A 22951-nucleotide genomic window follows, 5' to 3' on the forward strand; every position below is an offset into this window, starting at 1 on the left:
CCTTACGGTTCGTGAGAGGAGGTGAAACTAATGAGCCTTATACCTGAGCTTGCTCTTACTATTATAGCGGACGTCATAGCTGGAATTATCTTGTATTTCGTCTGCAAATGGCTAGATGGTAAGGAGTAGACCGACTGACTAGCCTATCAACACCCGTTAAATCGCTAAGATACGTAAAAAAGCCCTTAACTACTGCAATAGTTAGGGGCTTTGGTGTTCTAATGAACCTTATACACTAATTACATTCTAGCATATAAGCCCAGATATTTCAAGAGTTTTATTTATTTTGTATTTTTAAAGTTCTGTAAGGTCTATAGTGAAGTTAGCCATCTAGTACCCCAAAAACCGACTAGCTCCTATGAACTAGTCGGTTTCTCATCAATGCGCCAACATTTCTTGAGCGATTTCTTGGCCAGATAGATTGTCTGGGTAGTAGGTTGGCCAGTTGTCCATTTCTTCAAAGAGGGCTTCTTGGCTTGTTCCTCCAAAGAAGATATGGAAATGTTCTGCCTTAACTGGGGCGATATTGTGATCACTAAACTGAACATATTTGAACTGTCCAGCGTCAGCATCTGTCGCTTCAAAGAGGAAACGCACGCCACGATTGCCTTTCTTGTAAGTCAAGATTTTCTTACCAACATACTTGTAGGTGAATTTCTTACTTTGTACACCTTGAACAAATTCCATAGTGTTATCAGTGATGTTAATCTTAGTCACATCTGTCTGATAGCCTTTTGTATAGTAGGTCTTGTACTCAGCCTGAGTCATCTTACCAGTCAACTTAGCCTTGTAGTCAAAGACTTGATCAAACGTGCCATCTTCGAGGAAAGGATAAACTGATTGCCAGTTACCTGCATAGTCACTCAAGGTGCGGTCCTTGACAGCTGTATCCTCAAAGTAACCATTTGGGACTGTCTTGGTATCCTCTCCCTTTTCAGGCTCGATTGCTGGGCCTTCTTGGTCCGTTGTTTGTTTCAGAGCCTTGAGGTTTTTCTCCATCACGGAAATATAGTTTTCGCCAGCCTTGGTGTCCTCTTCTGTCAGACTTTCTAAAGGGTTGAGGACATCTGTTTTGACGCCTGCTTCTTTTGAAAGTGTACTAGCAAGGGCTTGTGAAGCATTTTCTTCAAAGTAGATATAGGCAATTTTATTTTTCTTGACATACTCTGTCAATTCTGCCAGACGAGCAGCTGATGGCTCTGCATCTGGAGAGAGACCTGAGATTGCGACTTGTTTGAGTCCATAGTCCAAGGCAAGGTAGTTAAAGGCTGCGTGCTGAGTCACAAAGCTCTTTTGTTTGGCTTGAGACAAGCCTTCTGCATAAGCCTTATCCAAAACTTGCAATTTTTCGATATAGGTAGCAGCATTCTTCTCAAAGGTCTCTTTTCTATCAGGATAATCTGCTGACAAACTATCACGGATGTGCTCTACTAGTTTAATGGCACGAACTGGTGATAACCAAACATGGGGATCGTACTCATGGTGATGTCCTTCTTCTCCATGGTCATGGTCTCCCTCTTCTTCCTCGCTACCTGGCAAGAGCAACATATCGCCTGTCGCCTTGATGGTTTTTACCTTTTTCTTATCCAAAGTATCTAGCAATTTAGGGACCCATGTTTCCATGTTTTCATTTTCATAAACGAAGGTATCTGCATCTTGAATTTTAGCAACTGCCTTGGCAGAGGGTTCGTATCATGGGGTTCTGTCCCAGCACCGATGAGGAGTTCTACATTAGCCGTATCTCCTGCGACTTGCTTAGTAAATTCATAGACAGGGTAAAAGGTTGTCACGATATTTAGTTTACCATCTGCCTGTTTTTGGTTGGAACAAGCTACCAAAAACAGAGCACATAGACTGGCTAGCAATAGGCCAATTTTTTTCATGTCATTCTCCTATTTGATAAAACGTCTTACTAAACTGATCAGTAAAAAGACACTTACAAAGATAATGGTAATACTTGCACTTGCAGGTGTTTCTGCATAGTAGGAAATGTAAAGTCCTGCTACCATTCCCAAAAATCCAATAGCACTGGCAAGCAGCATAACCGATTTAAAGTTTTTCCCCAGACGCAGGGCAATACTAGCTGGCAAAACCATAATGGTCGATACCAGAAGAGCTCCCGCAGCTGGAATCATAAGGGCAATGGCCACCCCTGTCACCATGTTAAAAAGAATAGACATGGTACGAACTGGCAAGCCATCCACAAAGGCCGTATCCTCATCAAAGGTCAAGATATACATTGGACGAAGGAAGAGGAAGGTCAACATCAAAACAACCGCCGCAATGACAAAGAGGGAAATGACCTGCTCTTCGCTGATAGTCACAATCGAACCAAAAAGGTACTGGTCCAAACTCATAGAACTAGAGCTTTTTCCCTTGCTCATGACAATCAGAGAAACAGCCAAACCTGTTGACATGAGGATAGCTGTCCCAATTTCCATAAAGCTCTTGTAAACCGTACGGAGATACTCCAGAAAGACTGCTGCAATCAAGACAATGGCAATAGTGGAAATAGTCGGAGAAATCCCCAGAACTAGACCAAAGGCTACACCCGAAAGTGAGACGTGGCTGAGGGTATCACTCATCAAACTCTGACGACGCAAGATAAGGAAAGTTCCAAGAACTGGCGAGAAAAGACTCATGGCAATAACGGCCAGAAAAGCTCGTTGCATAAAGTCATAAGATAACAAACTAAGCATGGCCCACCTCCTGATCATTCTCATGAACGTTGAAACAACGCCATGGCGAATCTTGGTTACGAACTAGATGAATATTGCGGTCCGCATAGTCCTTAACTTCTTCAGGATCATGGGTAATCATCAAAACAGCCTTGCCATGATGATGGGCGCTGTGGTGCATCAGTTCGTAAAACTCATTTTTACTCCCTGCATCCATCCCCGTTGTCGGCTCATCTAGGATAAACATATCTGGGTCAGAAGCAAACATACGTGCGATCACCGCTCGCTGCTTTTGGCCTCCAGATAGAGACCCCAAGCGTTTATCTCGATGTTCCCACATGCCAACTGAGTCCAAACTGGCCTTGATATGCTCCTCATCATGAGCATTCAAACGACGGAACCAGCCTTTTCGCGGATAGCGACCCGACTTGACAAATTCATAAACCGTACTTGGAAAACCAGCATTAAAACTAGCAATCTGTTGAGGAAGATAGGCTATTCTCAATTTCTTACCCTGCGTATTTGTCTTTGAAATGGTTACCTTACCGATGCGTGGCTGGAGAATTCCAAGACTGGCCTTAATCAGTGTCGTCTTAGCTGCCCCATTTTCCCCTGTCAAGGTAACAAATTCCCCACTATCAACACTATAATTGATATGTTCAAGAACAGGCTCCTTATCATAATAGAAAGATAAATCCTCTACCGTAATATATCTCATTATTTGATTTCTCCTACTAAAGCAGTCAAAAACCGCTGGATCACTTTTTGTTCATTTGGAGTAAACTGAGTCGCCACTTGTTCATAGGTTAGAAGTGTATGCTCATGGTGATGATGGTGCTCCTCAGCAATTGGACGAGCCAAATCAGTCAACTGATAAAAAATCACACGCGCATCTTTAGGATCCTTGGATGTCTCCAACATTCCTTCCTTGACCAAAGATTTAATGGCCTTGGTAACTGCCGCTTGACTGACATTGAGGCGACGAGCCAATTCTGAATTTGTTAAAGATTCCTCTGACAAGAGCATGAGGATATGCTCCTGGGTATTGGTCAGAGCCACCTCACTAGTGCAATGACCTATTAGGATTTCATGCTGATTTTCAGACTTCAAGATAACCTCATTCAAAAAAGTATCAATTTCCTGCGCAAGCTGTCTCATGTGTTACTCCTTTCTTAACTATCACTTTTAGATAAAAGTATCGATAGTTACTGATTCTTTACTGGTTAATTATATCACAAACCAAAAAAGAGTCAAGAAAAAACGTGAAAACTAGTTTCATTCTTGAACTCTTCTATATTATCTATTGAAATTCCTTGACATTTCCATCATAAGTCGCCCAGTCTTTACTGAAAAAGCGCTCATTAAGATGGTAAGTAGGAGCTGGTGTGGGATTAGATAGGAAAGGATCAACAGCCTTGTCAAAAGCCAGCCACCCCATCCAACCAAGATGGATGGTATCCTTCATAAAGAAAGGCTCCCCACCATCCTTAGAAAAATCTGCTATATTAGTAAAACCTTGACTTTCTAACTGGAAGCGAATCTTTTGCACCGTTTCTTGGTACATATCCTCATCTAATCCTGTGAAATCCATCCATTTTTTATTTACGGGAGGAATCACAAACATTACATTGACCTTCGACTTGGCAAACTGATTTAAAACTAACTGCAAGTCATTGTACTCAGAAGATTTAAGATAATTATAACTAGTCTGTGAGCCTTTTAACTTTTTCAAATAATCTCTGATTTGTGTATCATAGAAGTGATTATCTATACCAAATTCATTATTGGAAGTATTTTTTTCAGCATCTGCTTTAATAACATCTCCTATATCTTGATAAGAAAACTGTTCTGGAATAGTATTCAAATATTTATCAACATGTTCTTTATATTTCAACCACTGTCTGATTGAGAACTGTCCAAAAAAATTTGCTTGTTTCTGATTGATTAGAGCGCTAATTTTTATACGAATATGATCAAACTCTGAAAGAGACTCATTATTAGCAATTTTTTGTACTATATCTTTCATTGATACATTTGGAAACTGTTTTAATAATCTCTTAGATGCATGCTGACTACTAATATCTCCTGATTGATTTTCTAAAAAGGAAGTTAATTGGTCACTATTAAAATACGATTGAAATACTGCAGATTCATAATCATTTTCTGTAAACCATTGGGGAGATATAACAAATACGGCTTGCTTATTCTCTATTTCTGGCAACATCTGTTGCATTCCAAAATACTGGTTTAGCGATGCAGCTCCACTCTGTCCTAAAAGATAAGGACGATAGGAGCGATTGTATTTCTCAGCCAATACTGCAGGATGAGCGCCATCAAAACGAAGCCACTCACTTGAACCAAAGAAAGGTATAAATCGGATAGAAGTATCAGACAAAGCTTTTGATTTTTGATTTCGTTCTCTAAAACTTTCTGCAGTAACAGAAGCTGCCGAATGCTTTTCAGATACAATGTCATGTCTAATACTTGCAGGATAACAGCATATAACCAAAATAACCAACAAACCAGCTATCAAGACCGGTCCGAAGATCATCCATAAGCGTTTAAGCATTTTGTAGCTCCACAATACCAGCTATGATTTTATTAGCTGTATTCCAGTCGTCGCGACCAAACTCTGTTACAGGGACACGAATGTCAAAACGGTTTTCAATCTCCACAATCAATTCAACCGTTCCCATACTATCCAAGACACCTGCATCAAAAAGATCTTCATCCATCATGTCAGAAACATCTTCCATAAACAACTCATCAATAATTTCGATAACTTCTGATTTGATATCCATATTTTATTTCCTTTTATTTTTAAAACCATAGATCATTCAAAAATCCAGAAAAGATTAAGAATGACAGCATGACGACATGGAAGGTGACAACCATGCCAAGCAACTGAATCCAGCGATTCTCAGGTAGAGCAGTCTTCCCTGCTTTTTTCCGTTCCTTATTGAGCGTTTTTTTCTTGCGAATCCAAGCGTCATTAATGACCAAACCTAATCCATGAAAGAGTCCATAGGCAATATAGTACCAGGTCACTCCATGCCAAAATCCCATAATCAGCATATTTACAACGTAGGCCACACTTGAGGTTACATTACGATTTTTAAAGACTTTCTTTCTGGTCAATACCATCACCATCCGCATAAAGACAAAGTCACGAAACCAGAAAGAAAGACTCATGTGCCAACGATTCCAAAACTCCTTTAAATCCCTAGATAAAAACGGCTTATTAAAGTTGATAGGACTACGGATTCCCATTAAATTTGAGATGGCTAAGGCAAACATAGAGTAACCTGCAAAGTCAAAGAAGAGCTCCAGACCAAAGATATACATAACTGCCAAGGCATAGAGGTTAAAGAAACCACCTGACTGCAGGGCTAGATTCTTCAGAGGAGGGAGTAAGGTCTCTCCTAAAACATGAGCTAGGATAAACTTATACAAAAAGCCCCACATGATATAGCGAACAGATTCATCCAGCATATCCATCAACTCATCCCGCTCAGGAATGGTCTGATAACTTTCATTAAATCGCTTAAAGCGATCGATTGGGCCACTTGAAAAAGTCGGCATAAAGAGAAGGAAGCGGAGGAATTCCCAGAGGGTAAAATTCTTAATCACTCCATCTCTCAGCTCGATGATAATCCCAACCGAACGAAAGGTCAGATAAGAAATTCCCAAGAAGCCAAGCAAAGACTGCGTTCCATTGATAGCTGGCTGCACCTTGACAAAGATAATCGGAAGTAGGGACAGAAAACTAACTAGGTAGAAGACCCACTTGCCATCCTTACTTTTTCGATAGTGCTTGTAGAAGAGCAGGAGCAATATCTCCCAGCACAGATAAATACTCAAGGCAGCCAATTGATTGGTCTTCCCACCTACCAACATGGTGACGATAAAGAAGAGACTAACCAGTACTTCATACCAGGCAAAGCGTTTCTTAAAAAAGAGGCCGATAAAGATAGGCAAGGTTGCAGCAATCACATAAACAAAATACTGAGGATTGCCATATGGCTCTAAATGAGGAAGCTGTTTAAAGAACTCCATCATCTATTATTCACCTCGTTAATCAATCCTTTGATGTCAATTTTTCCATTTGGAGTCAGCGGTAAACTGTCTCGATAAAGGAATTTAGATGGCATCATGTAGGACATCATAATATCTGTCAAGTCTTCCTTGATAGCCTTGGTAATATCAATATCTCGCTCAAACTGTTCACGAACACCGTCTTTTAAGATGACATAGGCTAGCAGATTTTGTACCTTGTGGTCTTTGTTATAACGCGGTACTGCAACAGCAGACTCGATAAAACGAGACTTGTTGAGGTTTTGAGAGACATCTTCTAACTCAATGCGGTAACCATTAAACTTAATCTGAAAGTCCATGCGTCCACCATAGAGAAGCAAGCCTTCATCTGTCATGGTTCCCACATCGCCTGTATGGTAGGCTGGCAGACCTTCAAACTCAAAGAAGGCTTCTGCCGTTTTTTCAGGATTGTTCAGATAACCTTTTGAAACGGCTGGTCCAGAAACAATGATTTCTCCCTGTTCGCCATTTGGCAATTTATTGCCGTCCTCGTCAATGATAAAGGTTGGAGAATCAGCCTTGGTATAGCCGATTGGTAGGCGTTTGAGAGTCGCCAACATCTCGTCTGTCACGGCAACAGCTGACAAGGCTACTGTCGCTTCTGTTGGACCGTAGGCATTGATAATACGGGCATTCGGGAAACGCTCACGCAGTTTTTGAGCCGTTTTAACCGTCAATTCTTCTCCATCAAAGTAGAAATGCGTGATTCCAGGCATTTTCTCGCTGTTGAAGTCTTCTGACAACATAGCCATATCCGCAAAAGAAGGGGTTGATGTCCAGATAGCGATTGGCAATGAAAAGATGGTCGCAAAGAGTTGCTTAAAGTCCTGAGTGATGGCAGATGGTAAGGCAAAAAGAGTTCCTCCCAGTGCCAAGGTCGGTGCCCAATACATGACAGACAAGTCAAAAGAGTAGGGTGGCTGTGCTAGCATTTGCGGACGACTCGGTGTCGCAAATTCCTTGTCCGTAATCATCCAGTTAGTAAAGCTGAGGAGGTTATCATGTGAAATTTGCACTCCCTTAGGCTTACCAGTCGTACCAGAAGTAAAGATGATGTAGTAGTTATCATCGCCCTTGACTGGATGCGTGATCTCATAGCTTGTCCCTTGAGCAAAGGCTTCTTGAACCTGAGCTAGATTCAACATCGGTGTAGAAATCTGCTCCAATGGAAAATCTGAGATGGCAATAATCAAGCTTGGCTCTGCTACTTCTAAAATAGCCGAAACTCGCTCCAAAGCCGAATGGCTGTCAATGGGAATGTAGGCATGACCTGACTTAGTCAGCGCTACAAAGGTTGCCAACATTTCATATTCTTGGCCTCCAAAAACAACCACAGGAGATTTCTCTGGTAAATTCAGTTGGTCAATAGCTGCAGCTAAACTATCCGAATCAGCCTTTAAATCTCCATAAGTGTGTTCCTGTCCCAAAACATTGTAAACAGGATAGGTAGGCTGTGTCTGAGCAAAATGCTCAATGGTTTCAATCATATCTACTATTGGTTTATTTGACATAATAAGGACTCTCCTTCAAGTTAAAATTCATTATAGATAAAGCTTCCTTGCCCCTGACCAAGATAGCTAAAAAAGTAAAGCAGCCCTAGAAAGATAAGAAAATACAAGGCTGTCCGACCAAGAAAAAGGTACAATTCTTTTCTCTGTTTCATCAAGAAAAACCATTCATTTCTGTAATTTTTCGCTAAAATAAGAGTGATTCTTACTAGCTTATTTTTCTACCATTGTACCACTTTATAGGGTAATTTTTCAATTGTTTACCATACATTTTCACTACATTTAAGCAACTTTAATTTGTTCCATGTGATTCTTTCCAATGATAGCTTGAATTCTTTTCAGTATGGACTACATGGGGAGCTACAACAAAGTAGGCTCCATACTACCTATAGAGGATTTCTCCACTATAAATATTATAGAGCCTTATCTTGCGTCTCACTCTATCAGTGCGGTTCCCTTAATCTAGAGTTTTTTATAGTATGTAACCTTAAAATTCACTATAGATAAACTCTTGAATGTTCGAAAAATCAGTCACAAAACAGTAAATCACGATACTCAAGATAACCGTATAGAAAAATAGAGTCCACAATAGTAAACGTTGTGTGTCAGTCAGTCTCGTTTGCAAATTTGTAAAGTTCTTTTTCAACTTCCATCCATCCTTTCACTCCAACGTGCATCACGTCAAATAAAAAGTAATCCTCATACTCTTTATTTCCATAGTTTAATACAGTAACACCATGGCTCTTGGCAATATTTTCTATTTTTTTATAAGTTTTTTCCCGCATCTCTCGTGAAACACCTGTGTAATCATTCCACTTACCATTTACTGGGAGTATAATAACTTCAACTTCAATTCCCAATTCCTTAGCAACTGTCAAGAAAAGTTCCATGTCTGAATACTCGGGTGACTCCAGATAGCTCAAATCTTTGTTAGAATCTTTCAACGAAGTATAGCGATCTTTTAGGTAGGTATTGTAGTAGTTATTATCAACAGCATAATCATTATTATCTGTTTTCTTTTTAACCTCTTCTACAAACTGATTCGTCATTTTCTCCCAATCATAGTCTGGGGTTTTGTCTCCTAGTGAAGGATAATCTGATTTGGCATAATTTTCATAAAATTTTAGTTTAAGCTTAAAGGAATAAAGCGCGTTATCTAACTCCAATAGTTTTTTATCAACAATGGTTCCTTTTCCATCTATGAAATAACTTTTATATTTTTTATAGATGTCATTTTGTTGCTTGTTCCCTTTAGTTATTTCAATAATTCTATCAATAAGTTTTTCCTTGGTATCTTTACTAATTTTCTTATTAGAGAGTGTCTGAAAAATATGTTCCTGAGAAGCCTTGTTCAAAAAGGCATCTTGATGAGTCCCATCTTTTTCAAACCACTGAACCGACTCTATTATAGCCACTTTTCGCTTACTCATAGCTCCTTCAATCGAACCCAAGGTCGTAGCTTGAATAATATTTTGAGAATAACTGGTTCCTATCTGCATGATATTAAAATCGTTGTAGTTAAACATTTTATTGGGATGATAGTCTTCATTTCTAGTCGCAACCAACTCCGAAGAACCCAATAAAACAAGTGTATGGGGAGTGATATTGCTTGTTAGAATGTCTCTACTTTTATACTTTTCATACGAAGTGCTATAGCGAATACTGTTATCCTTGACTTTATAATAATCGTCAATCTTCTTGACATATGTTACATTTAAAAGGGCAAGCGTCGCAATTACGAGCACAAGCGATAGCAAAAATGCTTTTAGTTTAATCATCTCGTTTTATCCTATCCCTTCGATTCTTCCGATTTCTTTTCAATTTCTTATCTCTTTAAAATCGTAAGTAAGATTTTATAGGGTTCACCTGAAAAGATAAAGAAACCAATCATAACCAAATTCATGGTCACAAACCAACTTAGTAGTTTATACCAATTTTTGTTTTTATTTTTCTTATAAAAAGTGCTTTTCTTTTGATATACTTCAAATCCAGCCATCAAAACCCCATGGTAAAAGCCATAAACAATGTAGCTAGCACTAAGACCGTGCCAAAAGCCCATGACCAACATATTGACCATATAGGCATAGGTTGCATTGTGTAGTCTATTTTTAAACCATTTTTTTCTGATAACCTGCATCAAGACTCTTGAAAATACGAAATCTCTCAACCAGGTTGACAAGGTGATATGCCATCTAGTCCAGAAATCCTTGATATCAACACTCAAGAAAGGTTTGTTAAAGTTCATCGGTGTCTGAATACCTAGAATATTACTACTTCCAACGGCCATTAGACTATAACCTGCAAAGTCGAAGAACAGATACAAGGTATAGAGGTACATATACTTGATTGAATAGACAACTGTGCTAGTATTATTTAGAGCGAGTAACATCTGGTAAACATAGGTTGATAAAACAATCTTGTAAAGAAGGCCTAGAACGATACGATAAACACCGTCCCCTGCTAACTCTAGATACTCTTTTCGAGGCATGACCTCATTTATCTCTGTTAAAAATCTCCTACTCCGATCAATCGGGCCAGCACTAACTGTTGGGAAAAAGAGTAGAAACTGAAGATAATCTTTTATATTGATTTTTTCTTTAATCAAACCATCCGATATTTCCAGCATGATTTGTATTGTTTTAAAGGACATATAAGAAATCCCAATAAAAGCCAACAGATGCAGAGAAGTCAAGGCAAAGACTTTATTAATCACCAAAGGCAGAATGGAAAGAAAAACAAGAGGTTTCAACCGCTTTGCTTCCATCCTTTGTGCTAGAAAAACTATCAAATATTGGTAAACGACAAAGGCGAGTAAATAGACAATCATCGCTCTACTCTTGCCATAAATAGCTCCTGTAAATAAGAGGGAGAGAACCAAAATATAGTAGTCCTTACGTTTTTCAAAAAAGTTTACCACAAAACCAATCAGTAAAACTACAAACAAGAGAAGGAAGAATTCATTCCCCTCGAAATAATTCATACCAGCCAAACTCCTTTTTTCTTTTTATCATCTCCTGATTTATCTTTTTAGGATTAGCTCCTATCATATCACCAAGGATAGTTAACTCCATTCATTATACCATAATTTAAAAACTATAAATACTTCTATTTTCTAATTTTTTAAAATAAAAAATCCAACTGACTCTTAGTACTGAATCCCAATAATGAGACAAAATTATTCACACCATAAATAAAATTCAAGAACAAAAAATTGATGAAGGAACCAGTGAAGAATTCTGCCTTTCTAGCTGTAAGGCTTCGTCCCCTTCCTATAATTCTTTTAACTTTTTTAGGTAAGCTACCTCAGTACGTAAGTATTCATTCTCCTACTGAAGTCGTTCTAATTCTGTCATTTCTTCCCAAGTTTTCTTTCGTTTACACCCCATTTCAGTCGGTCTCTCTCTTGTTTTCTCAACAATAGCATACCCGTTTTTCTTGTATTGTGATAGCCAATTTAAGAGCAAGCTACTGCTTGGAAGTGCATAATCTAGAGGCACACTTCTTTGTGAACAATCTTCCAGCAGAACTTTCTCAACCATTTCTTGTTTTAATTCTGGAGAATAATAGCGATTCTGCCCTTTCTTGACAATTTCAATCCTATAACGATCACTCAAACTAAACATGTACGTTAGTTTAGAAATACCTACTCCAAATATAGTGGAAAGTTGCTTTAAGCTAATTCCTTGTTTTCTTAGTTCATAGATTTGAACTTTATCTTTATACCTCAATTTTATAATAAAACGCACAATATCAAGTTTTTTCAACACCTGATACTATGCGATTTTCTGATTTTTAAAGACTTCTTACCTGGTTTCTCATTTAAAATAGTCTCGTCTGATATAAATTAAAATAGCTTCTATCATCAGACAAATGGCTGATAACCAAAAACTTATGCTAATACCAAAACTCTCAGTAATATAGCTCATTAGCAAAACAAATACTGAAAATGATAGTGTCGAAATCACTTCAAGAACGGAATAGACATTAACCAAATGATTTTCCTCTACTGTTTCCTGAAGAAATACACTTTCAGGAACTTCCTTTAGCTGCGATAACATACCAACTAAAGCTGAAAATACTAAAAACATCTGTGCGTTTGGAAAATATAGAATAGTCAGTGTCACTATTGCCATGGCTACAAGAGGAAAAAGAATACTTTCCCATTTAGCAGCGAGGAACTTTTCAGATAGCCTAAATGCAATTAAGCCACTAATTATAATACCAATAGAGTATGCTGTATTAGAATATCCCCAGTAACTTTCCGTTTTATTTAATAACTCAGTTACAAAGACAAGTATGATAGAAGAAACCCAAATCGTATTTGAGAAAATTTCCAATAAATTTGCTGATACAAAAAGTCTTAATCTAGGATCTCTAGCAACTAACTTCCAACCTTTGAGCAAAATTTCAAGATTAGTTTCTGACTCTAGCACCTCCACTTCAGCGTTAGGAAGAAATAACATCAGAAAGCTAGAAATGATATACAAGATTAAAATGATAAACGTGGTAGGTAACAGACCAATTGTTGCAAATAAGAGTCCACCTAATCCCCAACCCACCAATTGAACAGCTTCACCACTCATTGATAAGGCTGAATTAGCCTTACCCAAATCGGTCGCATAGCGTGGCACAATAGCATAGGAAACGGGTGCTGCAAAACCATCTAATATGGAAATTACAACAACAAATAGATAGGTTACCAGAGGCGCTACTGATTGCATTACGGTAAACATTCCTACCAGTATCGCCAATAATATAGTCTTTCCAAATTGGGATAAAGATAAAACCCTATTTAGCGCTATTCTTTTAGTAACTAAAGGAACTAAAAGACTCGCAACAAAAGAGGATATCCCTATTAAAATGGGAACTAGTGATGTGGCAATTACTGATTTTGAAATAATGTATATGTTCGCAATGATTGTTACTCTAAAGAAAATATCTGCTAAATTTGCAAACAATTGAGAGACTAACAACTTGACAAATGAATTAGACATGTACTTTTTAAAATCTTTCCCCTCTGTTTAAAAATAAATAAAATCCTAAGCAAAAAAGAGCCTGAATTCCAAATATTAAATAATTACTTTTTATACTAAAGTTATCTGCAAAAGCACCGGCCAGAAAATCTGCTACCATAAAACTTATTGAAATAAATAAATTATATGCCGACCACAATACTGCTCTATTTTTCTCTATCGACATATTAAATTTAGAATAAAAATGGTTGTTATAACTGGAATTGAGAATACGCATTAATAGAAAAGTTATAATTTGGATGAATAAATTGGTTTGAAAAAACATAAAAATAGCTAGTATTGGTATCATTAAACTTATTTCAAACTTAATTTTTAGATAACTCCCCAAAGCCATAGATATATTAAACATAAATAGTACGATACCCAACATATCTAATGAGAGTCCCTGTTCATTTAAAAATATACCTGCATAAGAGTTGCTAATCATAATTAGAGTTGAGAATGCTACTCCTAACAATATTAAGTTCCACGGAATATCTTTAACATTATCGATGCTGAATATTTTTTGATTATTATTCAGTGTATTTCTGATTTCAGGTAATCCTATTAAATTTAATTGACTTAAAACCACAAATACAATGGAAATAATAATCGGATAACTATAATTCCTATTCAATAAATATGGAGATATAATTGTAATAATAGCAATAAAAACATATTTTACTGTATTGAGATATTTCAAAAATGATTTATATACTACCTCGTCATCAATTATTTCAAAATTATAAGCATTAAGAACTCCTGAAGATAATGATTCCGACAATCCAAAAGATATTGTTGAAATATATATTATATTTGATTTTCCAAACAGTAAACAAGATAGCGCTAAAATTAATAGGAAATTTGATGTAACCAAAATTTTCTTGTAACCAAACTTACTTGAAATAACGCTTAATGGAATATCAAAAACTGCGCCACATAACTCGGTAATAACTGATAAACTAGCTATTTCTGTGAAAGAGAAACCTAGATACTTTAAAAGTAACATTGTTACAAAGTAATACGGTAATCCAGACAGAAATATATTCATCACATATAAATTAAAAATCCGTTTACTCATAATTTGCAAACTGAGTCTCTAAAATATTCTGGACTCTTCTCCTTAATCAAGTTAACATAACAGCCGCCTTCGCAAATTTTTACTAAGCCACAAGATAAACATTTAGAATTCTTCGTTCTAAAAGAACGAATTTCTCCATACAACCAGTCATCATACCAAATATCTAACAAATTTTTTTCAAAAGCATTTTGCTTGGTTCGATTAATTCCTAAAAAGGCAATACAAGGCATGATATCTCCATTAGACATTATTTCCATTTTAGTATACTTCGCACGACATCCATAATACATTTCATCAAACTCTGAAAATTCAATCGAATTATTTATTAATTCCGGATAGGCGGTGTAAAGATGACACCCCTCAGTAGCAAAATTTAACTTAGCTTCTCGTTGAGTTATATAATCTGTAACATACTTATTCAGTCTTCTCAAATCAGCTAAATCGTATTTTTTCTTTATTTTAGTATATCCTGTTACCTCAGAATAATTAGCTATTGAAAACCTATCTATTTTATTCTCTATACAAAAATCAACTAATTCTATAATTTGTTCATAGCTTTGCTTTGTATACACTGCATTAATTCTACATTTTTTTCCAACAGCTTTAAAATATTTCGCTAATTTTATCTGTCTATCAGGTCTTACCCCCATCAATTCAAAATTTAATTCAGGATTTAAAGTCTGCAAAGATAAAACTGGTGTAATATAGTTAGAATTAGTCAGAATATCTACTGTGCTTTTCTTTATTAACTGGGCATTGGTCGTTATAGTAGTCTTCAACTTTAGTTTTTCACAAGCTATCAATAAATTATCAATATCAAAATATCTAGTCGGCTCTCCACCTAAAATTGAAATACTAAGCACTCCATTATCTTTTGCCTGACGCAAAATTCGCTCCCAATCTTTAGCAGGTTTGGAATTTCTATCTTCTCGATTTGCTAAAAAACAAAAACCACATTTTAAATCACAGTACATACTAGGATATATTACTAATTCGAGTGGAAAACTCAGTATATTATGCTTTTTTAATTTTGCTACATGCTTCCTCGCATTTTTTAAAGTTTCGGCAGGATCTTTCAATGATCCCTCAATATTTTTATCAGAATAGATATCTAATGATAATGCTCGCTTTAATTTTCCTGCTTCTATATCTTTCTTAAAAAAAGAAACAGCAATTTCGAAACCATGGGTTTGAACTAGATATAGAAAAAAAGCCTCAGTCTCATCTAATTCAACTCGATCAAAATTTGTTTTATTTATTAAAATTCCACCAAACTTCTCTAGTCTAAATAAAATATCTTCTGAAATTCTTCTCATCTTGAATACCTTTCTAAAAAAGCAGAGGGAAAAGTAACCTCTGCTTATCCTATGAGATAAATTACTTTATCACTTCCAACCGTCGCCTTTTGCCATAGAACTAGACTCAAGGACTTTTTCAAGTTCTTTAGACATAATTGTAACTCCTTTCAAATAGGATACTGTAATTATATTCTTTTTCATCACTTACAATAAAACATTCCCATATCTGCACACTACCCTTTATCTGCTAAAATTTTTTCTAAGTGCCTTTCATAATTCTTTGCCAAATGGTTACTTCCCGCTAATTTCATTGCTCCAATACACTTCCTCATTTCAATAATTGCTTTGCAATCCGTCTCTGTTTTGTAGCGATAAAGATGTTGTGCATACTGAAACACCAACCGTTCATAAATTTCTATCTCGGTGAAAAAGCATTGGTTTAGTCGTTTTTCAAAATACAAAGCATCAAGAAATTTTCCTCTTTCAATACATGTGATATATCCGTTCAATAGCATAGATGAAATCAGTCGTCTATTATTAGGAATTTCTTTATAAAAATCAGAACGTCTAGACATCTCTCTAGCCAAAACCATGAAGACATCGTGTTTTAGGACATCTAAAGTATTTGAAAAAATCAATAATTCATAGTATCCCCAATATTCAACACTAAAGAGATAGTCAGTGAGATAAGATAAATCATCACCAGAATAATAAGCTTCTCCCGATAAATCTTGTAAACGAATTTTTAATAAAATAATGTTAAGCTTATGAAATTTCTTTTGTTTAGAATCTGACTCCATCTGAGAATAAAGTAGTTTTTTCAACCCATCAACATCATGATTTGATACAAAATGCCTAACCTTTGATAAGAGTTCGTTCAGTTCATCACGATGAAAATCATGAACAGCATACATAAATTCATCAATAGGCATGTTAATTTCATCCAAAATAGCCATAAATTTTGAAATGGTTAAATCAGTCTCTCCCTTTTCAAAACGTGAGAGCTGTGATGTTGATATACCAGCTTTTTCGACATCTTTCAAGCGAAAACCTCTAGATTCTCGAAACTTTTTAAAAATTTCTCCAAATTTTTTCATAATTTCTCTCCAACAAGCATATATGGGAACAGTTTTTGATTTTTAATATTTTAGCATAAAATAGAAGAAAACAAAAGTGAGGTATTTCACATGAAAAAAACAAAAATTATTGCCTTTATTATTCCTAATTTTGGGAGGAATTATGATTATCGTTGTTGGCTAGTACTAAGAAGTTAGTTAGTAGAATACTTACATCTTCAATCGAAAAAGAGACTGGGAAAAAGTCTTAAAAATCAGAAAAACGCATCATATCAGGTGTTGAAATTTGATATGATACGTTTTATTATGAGAAGATTTACTTCATTTTTTGCTGAAATTGGGCTCTTGCCCAAGCCCTATCAACATAATTGTTTTCTAGATTAGAAAAGTGAGAATACAAGTACAGCCAAGGCTGCTCCGATAACAGGTCCCACAACAGGAATCCAAGCGTAAGACCAGTCTCCGTCTCCTTTGTTTGGAATTGGAAGGATACTGTGCATGATACGAGGTCCAAGGTCACGAGCTGGGTTCAAGGCATAGCCTGTTGTCCCACCTAGTGATAGACCGATACCAACAATCAAGCTACCAACTGCAAAGGTTCCGATACCTGCCTGAAAATCGTAAAGACCCAAAGCAAAGATTGTCAAGACCAAAACAAAGGTTCCAAGGATTTCGCTAATCAAGTTAGAAACTGTATCCTTGATGGCTGGACCGGTGCTGAAGGTGGCTAGGATATTGCCTGCATTTTCCTCTGCCTCATAATGCGGTTTGAATTGCAACCAAACCAAAATCTGACCCAGCATAGCCCCTGCAAACTGGGCTAAGATATAAGGGAAAACGGAAGCCCAAGGCAAACCACCTTTCAAGGCCACACCAATCGTCACAGCTGGGTTTAAATGAGCTGGACTGAGCTTGCCAGATACAAAGACTGCAACCGCAACTGCAATTCCCCAACCCATAGTAATCACAATCCAACCTGAACTGTTGCTCTTAGTTTTAGGAAGAACCACACCTGCTACAACACCATTTCCTAGAAGAATCAGGATTAAAGTCCCTAGAAATTCTCCAAATAATTCATTCATCATCTTTCTGTCTCCATTAAAAATAAGGGGCGGGCGACAAGGAGTTCTGCCCTCCACCTCTTTTATTTTTTCTTAATTTTTTAATTCTGCTAAATCGTTGTTAGCAAGAGCTGATTCGACGTCAGCACGGTAAGCTGCTTTCTCATCTTCTGTCCAGTCATAGAATCGTTCCATTTCATCCAAAACTGGCTCAACGATGCTATCCAAACTATCACGCATAAAGAGCATGTGGTTGGTACGACGAAGGAGGAAGTCAACTGGGCTAAGAGCCAACTCATTGCGCATTGCATAGTGAAGTGATAAAGTATCTGCCAAGCTGAGTCCTGGTGCTTGTTCCAAGCTATGAGCAAGGGCAAAGACTTTCGGTGCATTTGAACCGTAAAGATTTGCTAGGTAATGAGCTTCCTTGCTATCCAAGCCACGTGACACTCCAAGTTGTGCAAAGGCTTCGATTTCTGAGTCTACATTTGCTGGGTTCAATTCCCCACCTGAAACAGGGTAAGTCTTAGAATTGATGAGTTTAAAGCTACGGTCAAATTCTGCTTTGAGGATGTCAACCACGCGCTCCATAGCACCTTCTGCCATCTTACGGTAATCTGTGATTTTACCACCAGCAAGGGTCAAAAGGCCATTGTCATCACGATCCAAGCTCGAACCACGTGAAACTGCAGATGGATCCAAATGTTTTTCAGATGTACTGCTTTCAACATTGCTGACAGCAGCTTCAACATCTTCACGCGTTTTTTCTTTAGAGAGATAAGATTCAACAGTCGCAATCAAGTTGTTAAAGCTTTCATCACTGATTGTACCGTTATTTCCTCCATTGTAGTCAGAAGCGCTATTGCCTGCAATCAATGGACGAAGACCTGCCCAGCTACTTTCAATGTCAGCAACTGTAATATTCGCTTCTGGGAAGCGGTTGTTGACAATGCCAAGTAGGTAATCTACATCTTCTTGAGTTACTTTTGGATGTTCCAAATCACCTGTGTAGTCTGTATCAGTTGTACCAAAGTAAGTCTTGTTTTCACGTGGGAGAACAAAGACCATACGACCGTCACCCAAACCTGTGTCAAAGTAAACTGGCTGTGAAACCTTGATCTTGCTTGAATCCACTACCAAGTGAACTCCCTTAGTTGGACGCATTTGTGAGAATTGGGTTCCCTTATTAGACAAATTGCGTACCTTGTCGCTCCAAGGACCTGTCGTGTTGATAACCAGACGAGCCTTGATTTCAAAGACTTGGTCTGTCAACAAATCATGAGCTACAACACCTGTAATCTTGCCACTTTCGTCAAAGAGGAAGCCTTCTGCCTTCACGTGGTTGGCAATGAGGGCACCGTCTTGGTTAGCACGTTTGATGTTTTCAATCACGAGACGCGCATCGTTGTTACGGAAGTCAAGGTAAACCCCACCTCCTACCAAGCCTTCTTTCTTCAAGTTTGGCTGGCGTTCCAAGACTTCTTCCTTACTCAAAACCTTGTTTGCAGCAGGCGTATTGCTGACACCTGCCAAGAGGTCGTACAAATCCATAGCTACTTTAAGACGGAATAGGCTAAAGGTTGCTCCATCTTCATCATAAACTGGCAAGAGCATTGGGTCTGGTTTTGGAATATGAGGTGCAATTTGTTGGACTACTGCACGTTCTGAAACCGTATCTGATACTACTTCTACGTCAAATTGTTTGAGGTAACGAAGACCTCCGTGAACCAATTTTGTTGAACGGCTAGATGTTCCTTCTGCGAAGTCCTGCATTTCAATCAAACCAGTATCTAGACCACTAGCTGCCGCCTGCAAGGCTACACCAGCCCCTGTGATTCCTCCACCGATAATCAAGAGGTCCAGGGTACGTTCCTGCATTTTTTTAATTGATAATTCACGTGTTTTCTTTGAAAATTCCATATTTACACACTTTCTAACTAAGTAGCTTTATTCTTCCAGTATTAGTCGTCGATTTCCGCAAAGACTTGCGTTGCTTTCACAGCCTTCTTCCAACCCTTGTAGAGTTGTTCCTTGCGCGATTCGTTCATAGATGGCTCAAAGAGTTCTCCAGTCTCGTTCAAGAGCTTCAACTCATCCAAGTCTTTCCAGTAACCAACTGCCAAACCTGCTAGGAAGGCTGCTCCTAGAGCTGTTGTTTCCAAGTTTTTGGCGCGTGCGATGTCAATTCCCAAAATGTCAGCTTGGAACTGCATGAGGAAGTTGTTCATGGCTGCACCACCATCCACCTTCAAGACTTGGATAGCTGTCTGAGCATCCACTTGCATGGTGTCAATGATATCACGCACTTGATAAGCAATAGATTGAAGAGTTGCCTTGATAAAGTCTTCCTTACTTGTTCCACGAGTCAAACCAAAGACAGAACCACGAGCGTTTTGGTTCCAGTATGGAGCACCTAGACCTGTGAAGGCTGGAACGACATAAACTTCATCATCGTTGTGAGAATCACGAGCATATTTTTCAGATTCTGGTGAATTTTCGACCATGCGAAGACCGTCACGAAGCCATTGAATGGCACTTCCTGCAATGAAGATTGAACCTTCCAAGGCATAGTAAACCTTGCCGTTGATTCCGTAACCAATGGTTGTCAAAAGATTGTTCTCAGACAACTGCATCTCTTCCCCAGTATTCATGATAATGAAAGAACCTGTTCCATAAGTATTCTTAACCATACCTGGTTCAAAGGCCAACTGTCCAAAGAGGGCCGCTTGTTGGTCCCCAGCCATACCCGAGATTGGGACTTGTCCACCATAGAAATGAAATGGCGCTGTCTTACCGTAAATTTCAGAGTTAGAACGAACTTCTGGCAACATAGCCTTAGGAATATTGAGAATTTCCAAAATCTCATCATCCCATTTGAGTTCTTTAATGTTATAAAGCATGGTACGAGCTGCATTTGAGTAGTCCGTCACATGAGCCGCACCGTCAGTCAATTTCCAAACTAACCAAGTATCGATAGTACCAAAGAGCAATTCTCCTTTTTCAGCTCGCTCTTGAGCGCCTTCTACATGGTCCAAAATCCAACGAACCTTAGTCGCAGAAAAGTAAGCATCGATGATCAAACCAGTCTTTTCATGGAATTTTTCCACATAACCTTGGCTTTTTAGTTGTTCAGCCAGAGGAGCAGTTTGACGTGATTGCCAAACGATAGCATTATAGATAGGGAGCCCTGTTTTCTTATCCCAGACAACCGTTGTTTCACGCTGGTTGGTAATCCCGATTGCTTCGATTTGATTTGGCTTGACACCACTTTCGATGAAAGCTCCCGCAATAACTGACTGGACGGAATTCCAAATTTCATTGGCATTGTGCTCTACCCAACCTGCCTGAGGGAAAATCTGAGTGAACTCTTTTTGACTCGAGCTGACCTTGTCTCCTTTTTTGTTGAAAATAATGGCACGAGAACTTGTAGTTCCCTGGTCAATGGCCATGATGTATTTTTCTTGTGACATGTGCTGTCCTCCTCATAAAAATCTTGAAGATGTCTCCTCTTTACACTTACTAGTATACAAAATAAAGCGCTTTCCTGTTTATCAACTTTTTTTAATTTTTAAAAAAATGTGAGTAGATTGTGTAAATTTCACAAAAAAGACCTGGAACCACCAAGTCTTTTAAGTGAATAATAACTGACGAATCCCTGCCAAATCTTCCATATCCAAGTCATTTTTTAAATAATAGACTGGTGTCTGTTCCTTCTTATGAATCGGGTTATTGGTAACCAGCAAATCATAATGCCGACTAGAGTTATATGCTTCAATGGTAATAAAACGGTTGTATTCCAAATACCGTTTCAAAATGGCTGCCATCCTTGAAAAGACAAGAAAACCAGATGTCAAATCCAGACCAATCCGCATATGCTGACCACCATTTTCAGCCATATATTCGATTAACTGGAGCCATTCCCAGAGAATTTTCTTATCCAAATCCGTCCCCTGCTGAAAGGCAGGTAGAGCATGAAAAATCTCCTCTGCTGTCTCTTTAAAATCATGTTCCATCAGCAAATAAGGATGACGATTCTCCAACTGGTACTTGTAGCGGTCCTGTAAAATATAGCCCTTATAGAGATAGACTTGAGCACAAAGCTGACTGAGTTCATAGGTGACATGATCCTCTGTATAATCCCCCAATAGTTCCTCCTTCTTCATTTCTTGAATCAATTGCGTCAGCAAATCGGCTAACTGCCCTCCAAAACCAAGAATATACTCCATAGTATGAAGAGGAAGAATGCGATGAGATAGGAGGAAAGAGAAGAAAATCATCATCTCCCCATCCTCAGTTCCCAGAGGAAGGTGTTGCCCAGCAAAAAAGGACGAAGCCTTTCTCAGCAAACGAAGGTAGAAAATATTGTCAAAATACCCTCTCATTTTCTCTTCTATCACTTGAAACTGACAGGCATTGACACGGAGACGTTGTTGACTGATGTGAGCCCAGAGAATCAAATCTAATTTCTGCCCCGAAGACAAACTCGCACCGCAGATTTCTTCTAGTGTAGCAATTTCCTGCTTTCTCTCTGGCTTCTGCATGTGGCCTTCCCATTCCTGACTCGACCAGACCTTGCGGAAAAAACAGAAATAGAAATAGCGAATCTGATGCTCTGGACCTCGCCAACGTCCATTTTGGATGGATAAATCAAATTCGGACAAAATCTGATTCAAGCTAGACAAATGGCGACCAAGCGTAGCCTCGCTAATCATCAATTCTTGAGCCAGCTGATGGGCTAAAAACTGTTGGTGGTAGAGAAGATAAACAAGAATCTGGTATTTAACAGCATTCTCTAAAAACAGGCTCCGAATATCTCTCCCCTTGGTAGCTGCACCGATTGACAGACGCAGATTTTCATCTTCTAAGTGAATAGTCAGCTCTAAGCCACTATCCATAGCCCTATCATTGAGCAGGGTGACATATTTGGTTAGGGTTGCTTTTGAAAATCCTGTTTCCTCCATTACAGCCTTGACTGTCGTCTGAGACTCTTGTAATAGAAAGGAAAGGATTGAAAATTGGCCAGCTTCAACCTTTTCCATCAAATCTCCTAAATACATTTGTTACCCCTTTCATTTTCTATCTTAAGCATAGCATAAATCTTACAAATGCTGAAATAATCTGTTTCTCTTTTTATTTTCATGC

General features: G+C 38.1%; 20 protein-coding genes and 2 pseudogenes. All 22 read right to left on the minus strand.

The features are described from left to right. Positions 1-378: 378 nt before the first annotated feature. The 22 genes and pseudogenes from GEZ84_RS11140 to GEZ84_RS07955 all read right to left on the minus strand — a co-directional run bounded on the left by GEZ84_RS11140 (position 379) and on the right by GEZ84_RS07955 (position 22866). On the minus strand, positions 379-999 hold the full coding sequence (locus GEZ84_RS11140) for a metal-binding protein ZinT (protein WP_413777005.1): 621 nt from the start codon (positions 997-999) through the stop codon (positions 379-381). A gap of 30 nt (positions 1000-1029) precedes the next feature. Then, positions 1030-1883 (minus strand): annotated as a pseudogene (locus tag GEZ84_RS11145) (metal ABC transporter substrate-binding protein); the annotation flags it as partial. Between the two features lie 9 nt (positions 1884-1892). Continuing rightward, complete coding sequence (locus GEZ84_RS07860) at positions 1893-2699, minus strand: metal ABC transporter permease (protein ID WP_153224126.1); 807 nt, start codon at positions 2697-2699, stop codon at positions 1893-1895. Next, the gene (locus GEZ84_RS07865; RefSeq protein WP_153224127.1) at positions 2692-3396 is read right to left on the minus strand and encodes a metal ABC transporter ATP-binding protein; all 705 of its coding nucleotides are present in this window, start codon (positions 3394-3396) and stop codon (positions 2692-2694) included. The genes GEZ84_RS07860 and GEZ84_RS07865 overlap by 8 nt, the downstream gene beginning before the upstream one ends. Further along, positions 3396-3836: a zinc-dependent transcriptional regulator AdcR gene (gene adcR, locus GEZ84_RS07870; RefSeq protein WP_153224128.1), complete on the minus strand. Its 441-nt coding sequence runs from the start codon at positions 3834-3836 to the stop codon at positions 3396-3398. The genes GEZ84_RS07865 and adcR overlap by 1 nt, the downstream gene beginning before the upstream one ends. Positions 3837-3978: 142 nt before the next feature. Continuing rightward, positions 3979-5247 (minus strand): D-alanyl-lipoteichoic acid biosynthesis protein DltD, encoded by a 1269-nt coding sequence (dltD, locus tag GEZ84_RS07875; RefSeq protein WP_153224129.1) that lies wholly within the window; start codon positions 5245-5247, stop codon positions 3979-3981. Then, a complete protein-coding gene (dltC, locus tag GEZ84_RS07880) occupies positions 5240-5479 on the minus strand; it encodes a D-alanine--poly(phosphoribitol) ligase subunit DltC (RefSeq protein ID WP_000351967.1) in 240 nt (79 codons plus the stop codon). Before dltC ends, dltD (GEZ84_RS07875) begins: the two co-directional genes overlap by 8 nt. A 19-nt stretch (positions 5480-5498) precedes the next feature. Further along, entirely contained in the window at positions 5499-6737 is a 1239-nt protein-coding gene (gene dltB, locus GEZ84_RS07885) for a D-alanyl-lipoteichoic acid biosynthesis protein DltB (RefSeq protein WP_153224130.1), read from the minus strand. After that, positions 6734-8284: a D-alanine--poly(phosphoribitol) ligase subunit DltA gene (dltA, locus tag GEZ84_RS07890; protein ID WP_153224131.1), complete on the minus strand. Its 1551-nt coding sequence runs from the start codon at positions 8282-8284 to the stop codon at positions 6734-6736. Before dltA ends, dltB (GEZ84_RS07885) begins: the two co-directional genes overlap by 4 nt. Before the next feature lie 20 nt (positions 8285-8304). Then, positions 8305-8436 carry a teichoic acid D-Ala incorporation-associated protein DltX gene (locus GEZ84_RS07895; protein WP_000813667.1) on the minus strand — a complete coding sequence of 44 codons (132 nt, stop codon included), beginning with the start codon at positions 8434-8436 and terminating at the stop codon, positions 8305-8307. 450 nt (positions 8437-8886) lie between these two features. After that, the gene (gene dltD, locus GEZ84_RS07900; RefSeq protein WP_153224132.1) at positions 8887-10059 is read right to left on the minus strand and encodes a D-alanyl-lipoteichoic acid biosynthesis protein DltD; all 1173 of its coding nucleotides are present in this window, start codon (positions 10057-10059) and stop codon (positions 8887-8889) included. A gap of 47 nt (positions 10060-10106) precedes the next feature. Then, positions 10107-11261, minus strand: coding sequence for a D-alanyl-lipoteichoic acid biosynthesis protein DltB (dltB, locus tag GEZ84_RS07905; protein ID WP_153224133.1), 1155 nt, complete (start codon positions 11259-11261; stop codon positions 10107-10109). A gap of 254 nt (positions 11262-11515) precedes the next feature. Then, positions 11516-12015, minus strand: a pseudogene (locus GEZ84_RS10725) (IS3 family transposase); the annotation flags it as partial. Positions 12016-12096: 81 nt separating this feature from the next. After that, the gene (locus tag GEZ84_RS07915; protein ID WP_153224134.1) at positions 12097-13275 is read right to left on the minus strand and encodes a ryptide export MFS transporter; all 1179 of its coding nucleotides are present in this window, start codon (positions 13273-13275) and stop codon (positions 12097-12099) included. Positions 13276-13282: 7 nt separating this feature from the next. Further along, complete coding sequence (locus tag GEZ84_RS07920) at positions 13283-14374, minus strand: MFS transporter (RefSeq protein ID WP_153224135.1); 1092 nt, start codon at positions 14372-14374, stop codon at positions 13283-13285. Beyond that, positions 14371-15690 (minus strand): KxxxW cyclic peptide radical SAM maturase, encoded by a 1320-nt coding sequence (kwcM, locus tag GEZ84_RS07925; RefSeq protein ID WP_153224136.1) that lies wholly within the window; start codon positions 15688-15690, stop codon positions 14371-14373. The genes GEZ84_RS07920 and kwcM overlap by 4 nt, the downstream gene beginning before the upstream one ends. A gap of 69 nt (positions 15691-15759) precedes the next feature. Further along, positions 15760-15873, minus strand: coding sequence for a KxxxW-cyclized peptide pheromone (locus tag GEZ84_RS11150; protein WP_194252049.1), 114 nt, complete (start codon positions 15871-15873; stop codon positions 15760-15762). Between the two features lie 32 nt (positions 15874-15905). Then, on the minus strand, positions 15906-16769 hold the full coding sequence (locus GEZ84_RS07935) for a helix-turn-helix domain-containing protein (RefSeq protein ID WP_153224137.1): 864 nt from the start codon (positions 16767-16769) through the stop codon (positions 15906-15908). Positions 16770-17128: 359 nt separating this feature from the next. Then, positions 17129-17833, minus strand: a complete 705-nt coding sequence (locus GEZ84_RS07940) for an MIP/aquaporin family protein (RefSeq protein ID WP_153224138.1) — start codon at positions 17831-17833, stop codon at positions 17129-17131. Positions 17834-17902: 69 nt separating this feature from the next. Continuing rightward, positions 17903-19729, minus strand: coding sequence for a type 1 glycerol-3-phosphate oxidase (gene glpO / locus GEZ84_RS07945; RefSeq protein WP_153224139.1), 1827 nt, complete (start codon positions 19727-19729; stop codon positions 17903-17905). Between the two features lie 41 nt (positions 19730-19770). Beyond that, positions 19771-21279, minus strand: a complete 1509-nt coding sequence (glpK, locus tag GEZ84_RS07950; RefSeq protein WP_153224140.1) for a glycerol kinase GlpK — start codon at positions 21277-21279, stop codon at positions 19771-19773. A gap of 159 nt (positions 21280-21438) precedes the next feature. Then, the gene (locus GEZ84_RS07955; protein ID WP_153224141.1) at positions 21439-22866 is read right to left on the minus strand and encodes a helix-turn-helix domain-containing protein; all 1428 of its coding nucleotides are present in this window, start codon (positions 22864-22866) and stop codon (positions 21439-21441) included. Positions 22867-22951: the final 85 nt, after the last annotated feature.

The organism is Streptococcus mitis (assembly GCF_009496155.1).
Classification (GTDB): Bacteria; Bacillota; Bacilli; order Lactobacillales; family Streptococcaceae; genus Streptococcus; species Streptococcus mitis_BQ.

What these genes read in the sequence shown, in the direction of transcription:
- dltB (WP_153224130.1), bottom strand. Translation starts at nt 6,737, where the DNA reads ATGATGGAGTTCTTTAAACAGCTTCCTCATTTAGAGCCATATGGCAAT.
- GEZ84_RS11150 (WP_194252049.1), bottom strand. Translation starts at nt 15,873, where the DNA reads ATGAAAAAGAATATAATTACAGTATCCTATTTGAAAGGAGTTACAATT.
- GEZ84_RS07955 (WP_153224141.1), bottom strand. Translation starts at nt 22,866, where the DNA reads ATGTATTTAGGAGATTTGATGGAAAAGGTTGAAGCTGGCCAATTTTCA.
- kwcM (WP_153224136.1), bottom strand. Translation starts at nt 15,690, where the DNA reads ATGAGAAGAATTTCAGAAGATATTTTATTTAGACTAGAGAAGTTTGGT.
- dltD (WP_153224129.1), bottom strand. Translation starts at nt 5,247, where the DNA reads ATGCTTAAACGCTTATGGATGATCTTCGGACCGGTCTTGATAGCTGGT.
- GEZ84_RS07860 (WP_153224126.1), bottom strand. Translation starts at nt 2,699, where the DNA reads ATGCTTAGTTTGTTATCTTATGACTTTATGCAACGAGCTTTTCTGGCC.
- GEZ84_RS07920 (WP_153224135.1), bottom strand. Translation starts at nt 14,374, where the DNA reads ATGAGTAAACGGATTTTTAATTTATATGTGATGAATATATTTCTGTCT.
- glpO (WP_153224139.1), bottom strand. Translation starts at nt 19,729, where the DNA reads ATGGAATTTTCAAAGAAAACACGTGAATTATCAATTAAAAAAATGCAG.
- glpK (WP_153224140.1), bottom strand. Translation starts at nt 21,279, where the DNA reads ATGTCACAAGAAAAATACATCATGGCCATTGACCAGGGAACTACAAGT.
- dltD (WP_153224132.1), bottom strand. Translation starts at nt 10,059, where the DNA reads ATGATTAAACTAAAAGCATTTTTGCTATCGCTTGTGCTCGTAATTGCG.
- GEZ84_RS07935 (WP_153224137.1), bottom strand. Translation starts at nt 16,769, where the DNA reads ATGAAAAAATTTGGAGAAATTTTTAAAAAGTTTCGAGAATCTAGAGGT.
- dltB (WP_153224133.1), bottom strand. Translation starts at nt 11,261, where the DNA reads ATGAATTATTTCGAGGGGAATGAATTCTTCCTTCTCTTGTTTGTAGTT.
- GEZ84_RS07895 (WP_000813667.1), bottom strand. Translation starts at nt 8,436, where the DNA reads ATGAAACAGAGAAAAGAATTGTACCTTTTTCTTGGTCGGACAGCCTTG.
- dltC (WP_000351967.1), bottom strand. Translation starts at nt 5,479, where the DNA reads ATGGATATCAAATCAGAAGTTATCGAAATTATTGATGAGTTGTTTATG.
- GEZ84_RS11140 (WP_413777005.1), bottom strand. Translation starts at nt 999, where the DNA reads ATGGAGAAAAACCTCAAGGCTCTGAAACAAACAACGGACCAAGAAGGC.
- GEZ84_RS07940 (WP_153224138.1), bottom strand. Translation starts at nt 17,833, where the DNA reads ATGATGAATGAATTATTTGGAGAATTTCTAGGGACTTTAATCCTGATT.
- dltA (WP_153224131.1), bottom strand. Translation starts at nt 8,284, where the DNA reads ATGTCAAATAAACCAATAGTAGATATGATTGAAACCATTGAGCATTTT.
- GEZ84_RS07865 (WP_153224127.1), bottom strand. Translation starts at nt 3,396, where the DNA reads ATGAGATATATTACGGTAGAGGATTTATCTTTCTATTATGATAAGGAG.
- adcR (WP_153224128.1), bottom strand. Translation starts at nt 3,836, where the DNA reads ATGAGACAGCTTGCGCAGGAAATTGATACTTTTTTGAATGAGGTTATC.
- GEZ84_RS07915 (WP_153224134.1), bottom strand. Translation starts at nt 13,275, where the DNA reads ATGTCTAATTCATTTGTCAAGTTGTTAGTCTCTCAATTGTTTGCAAAT.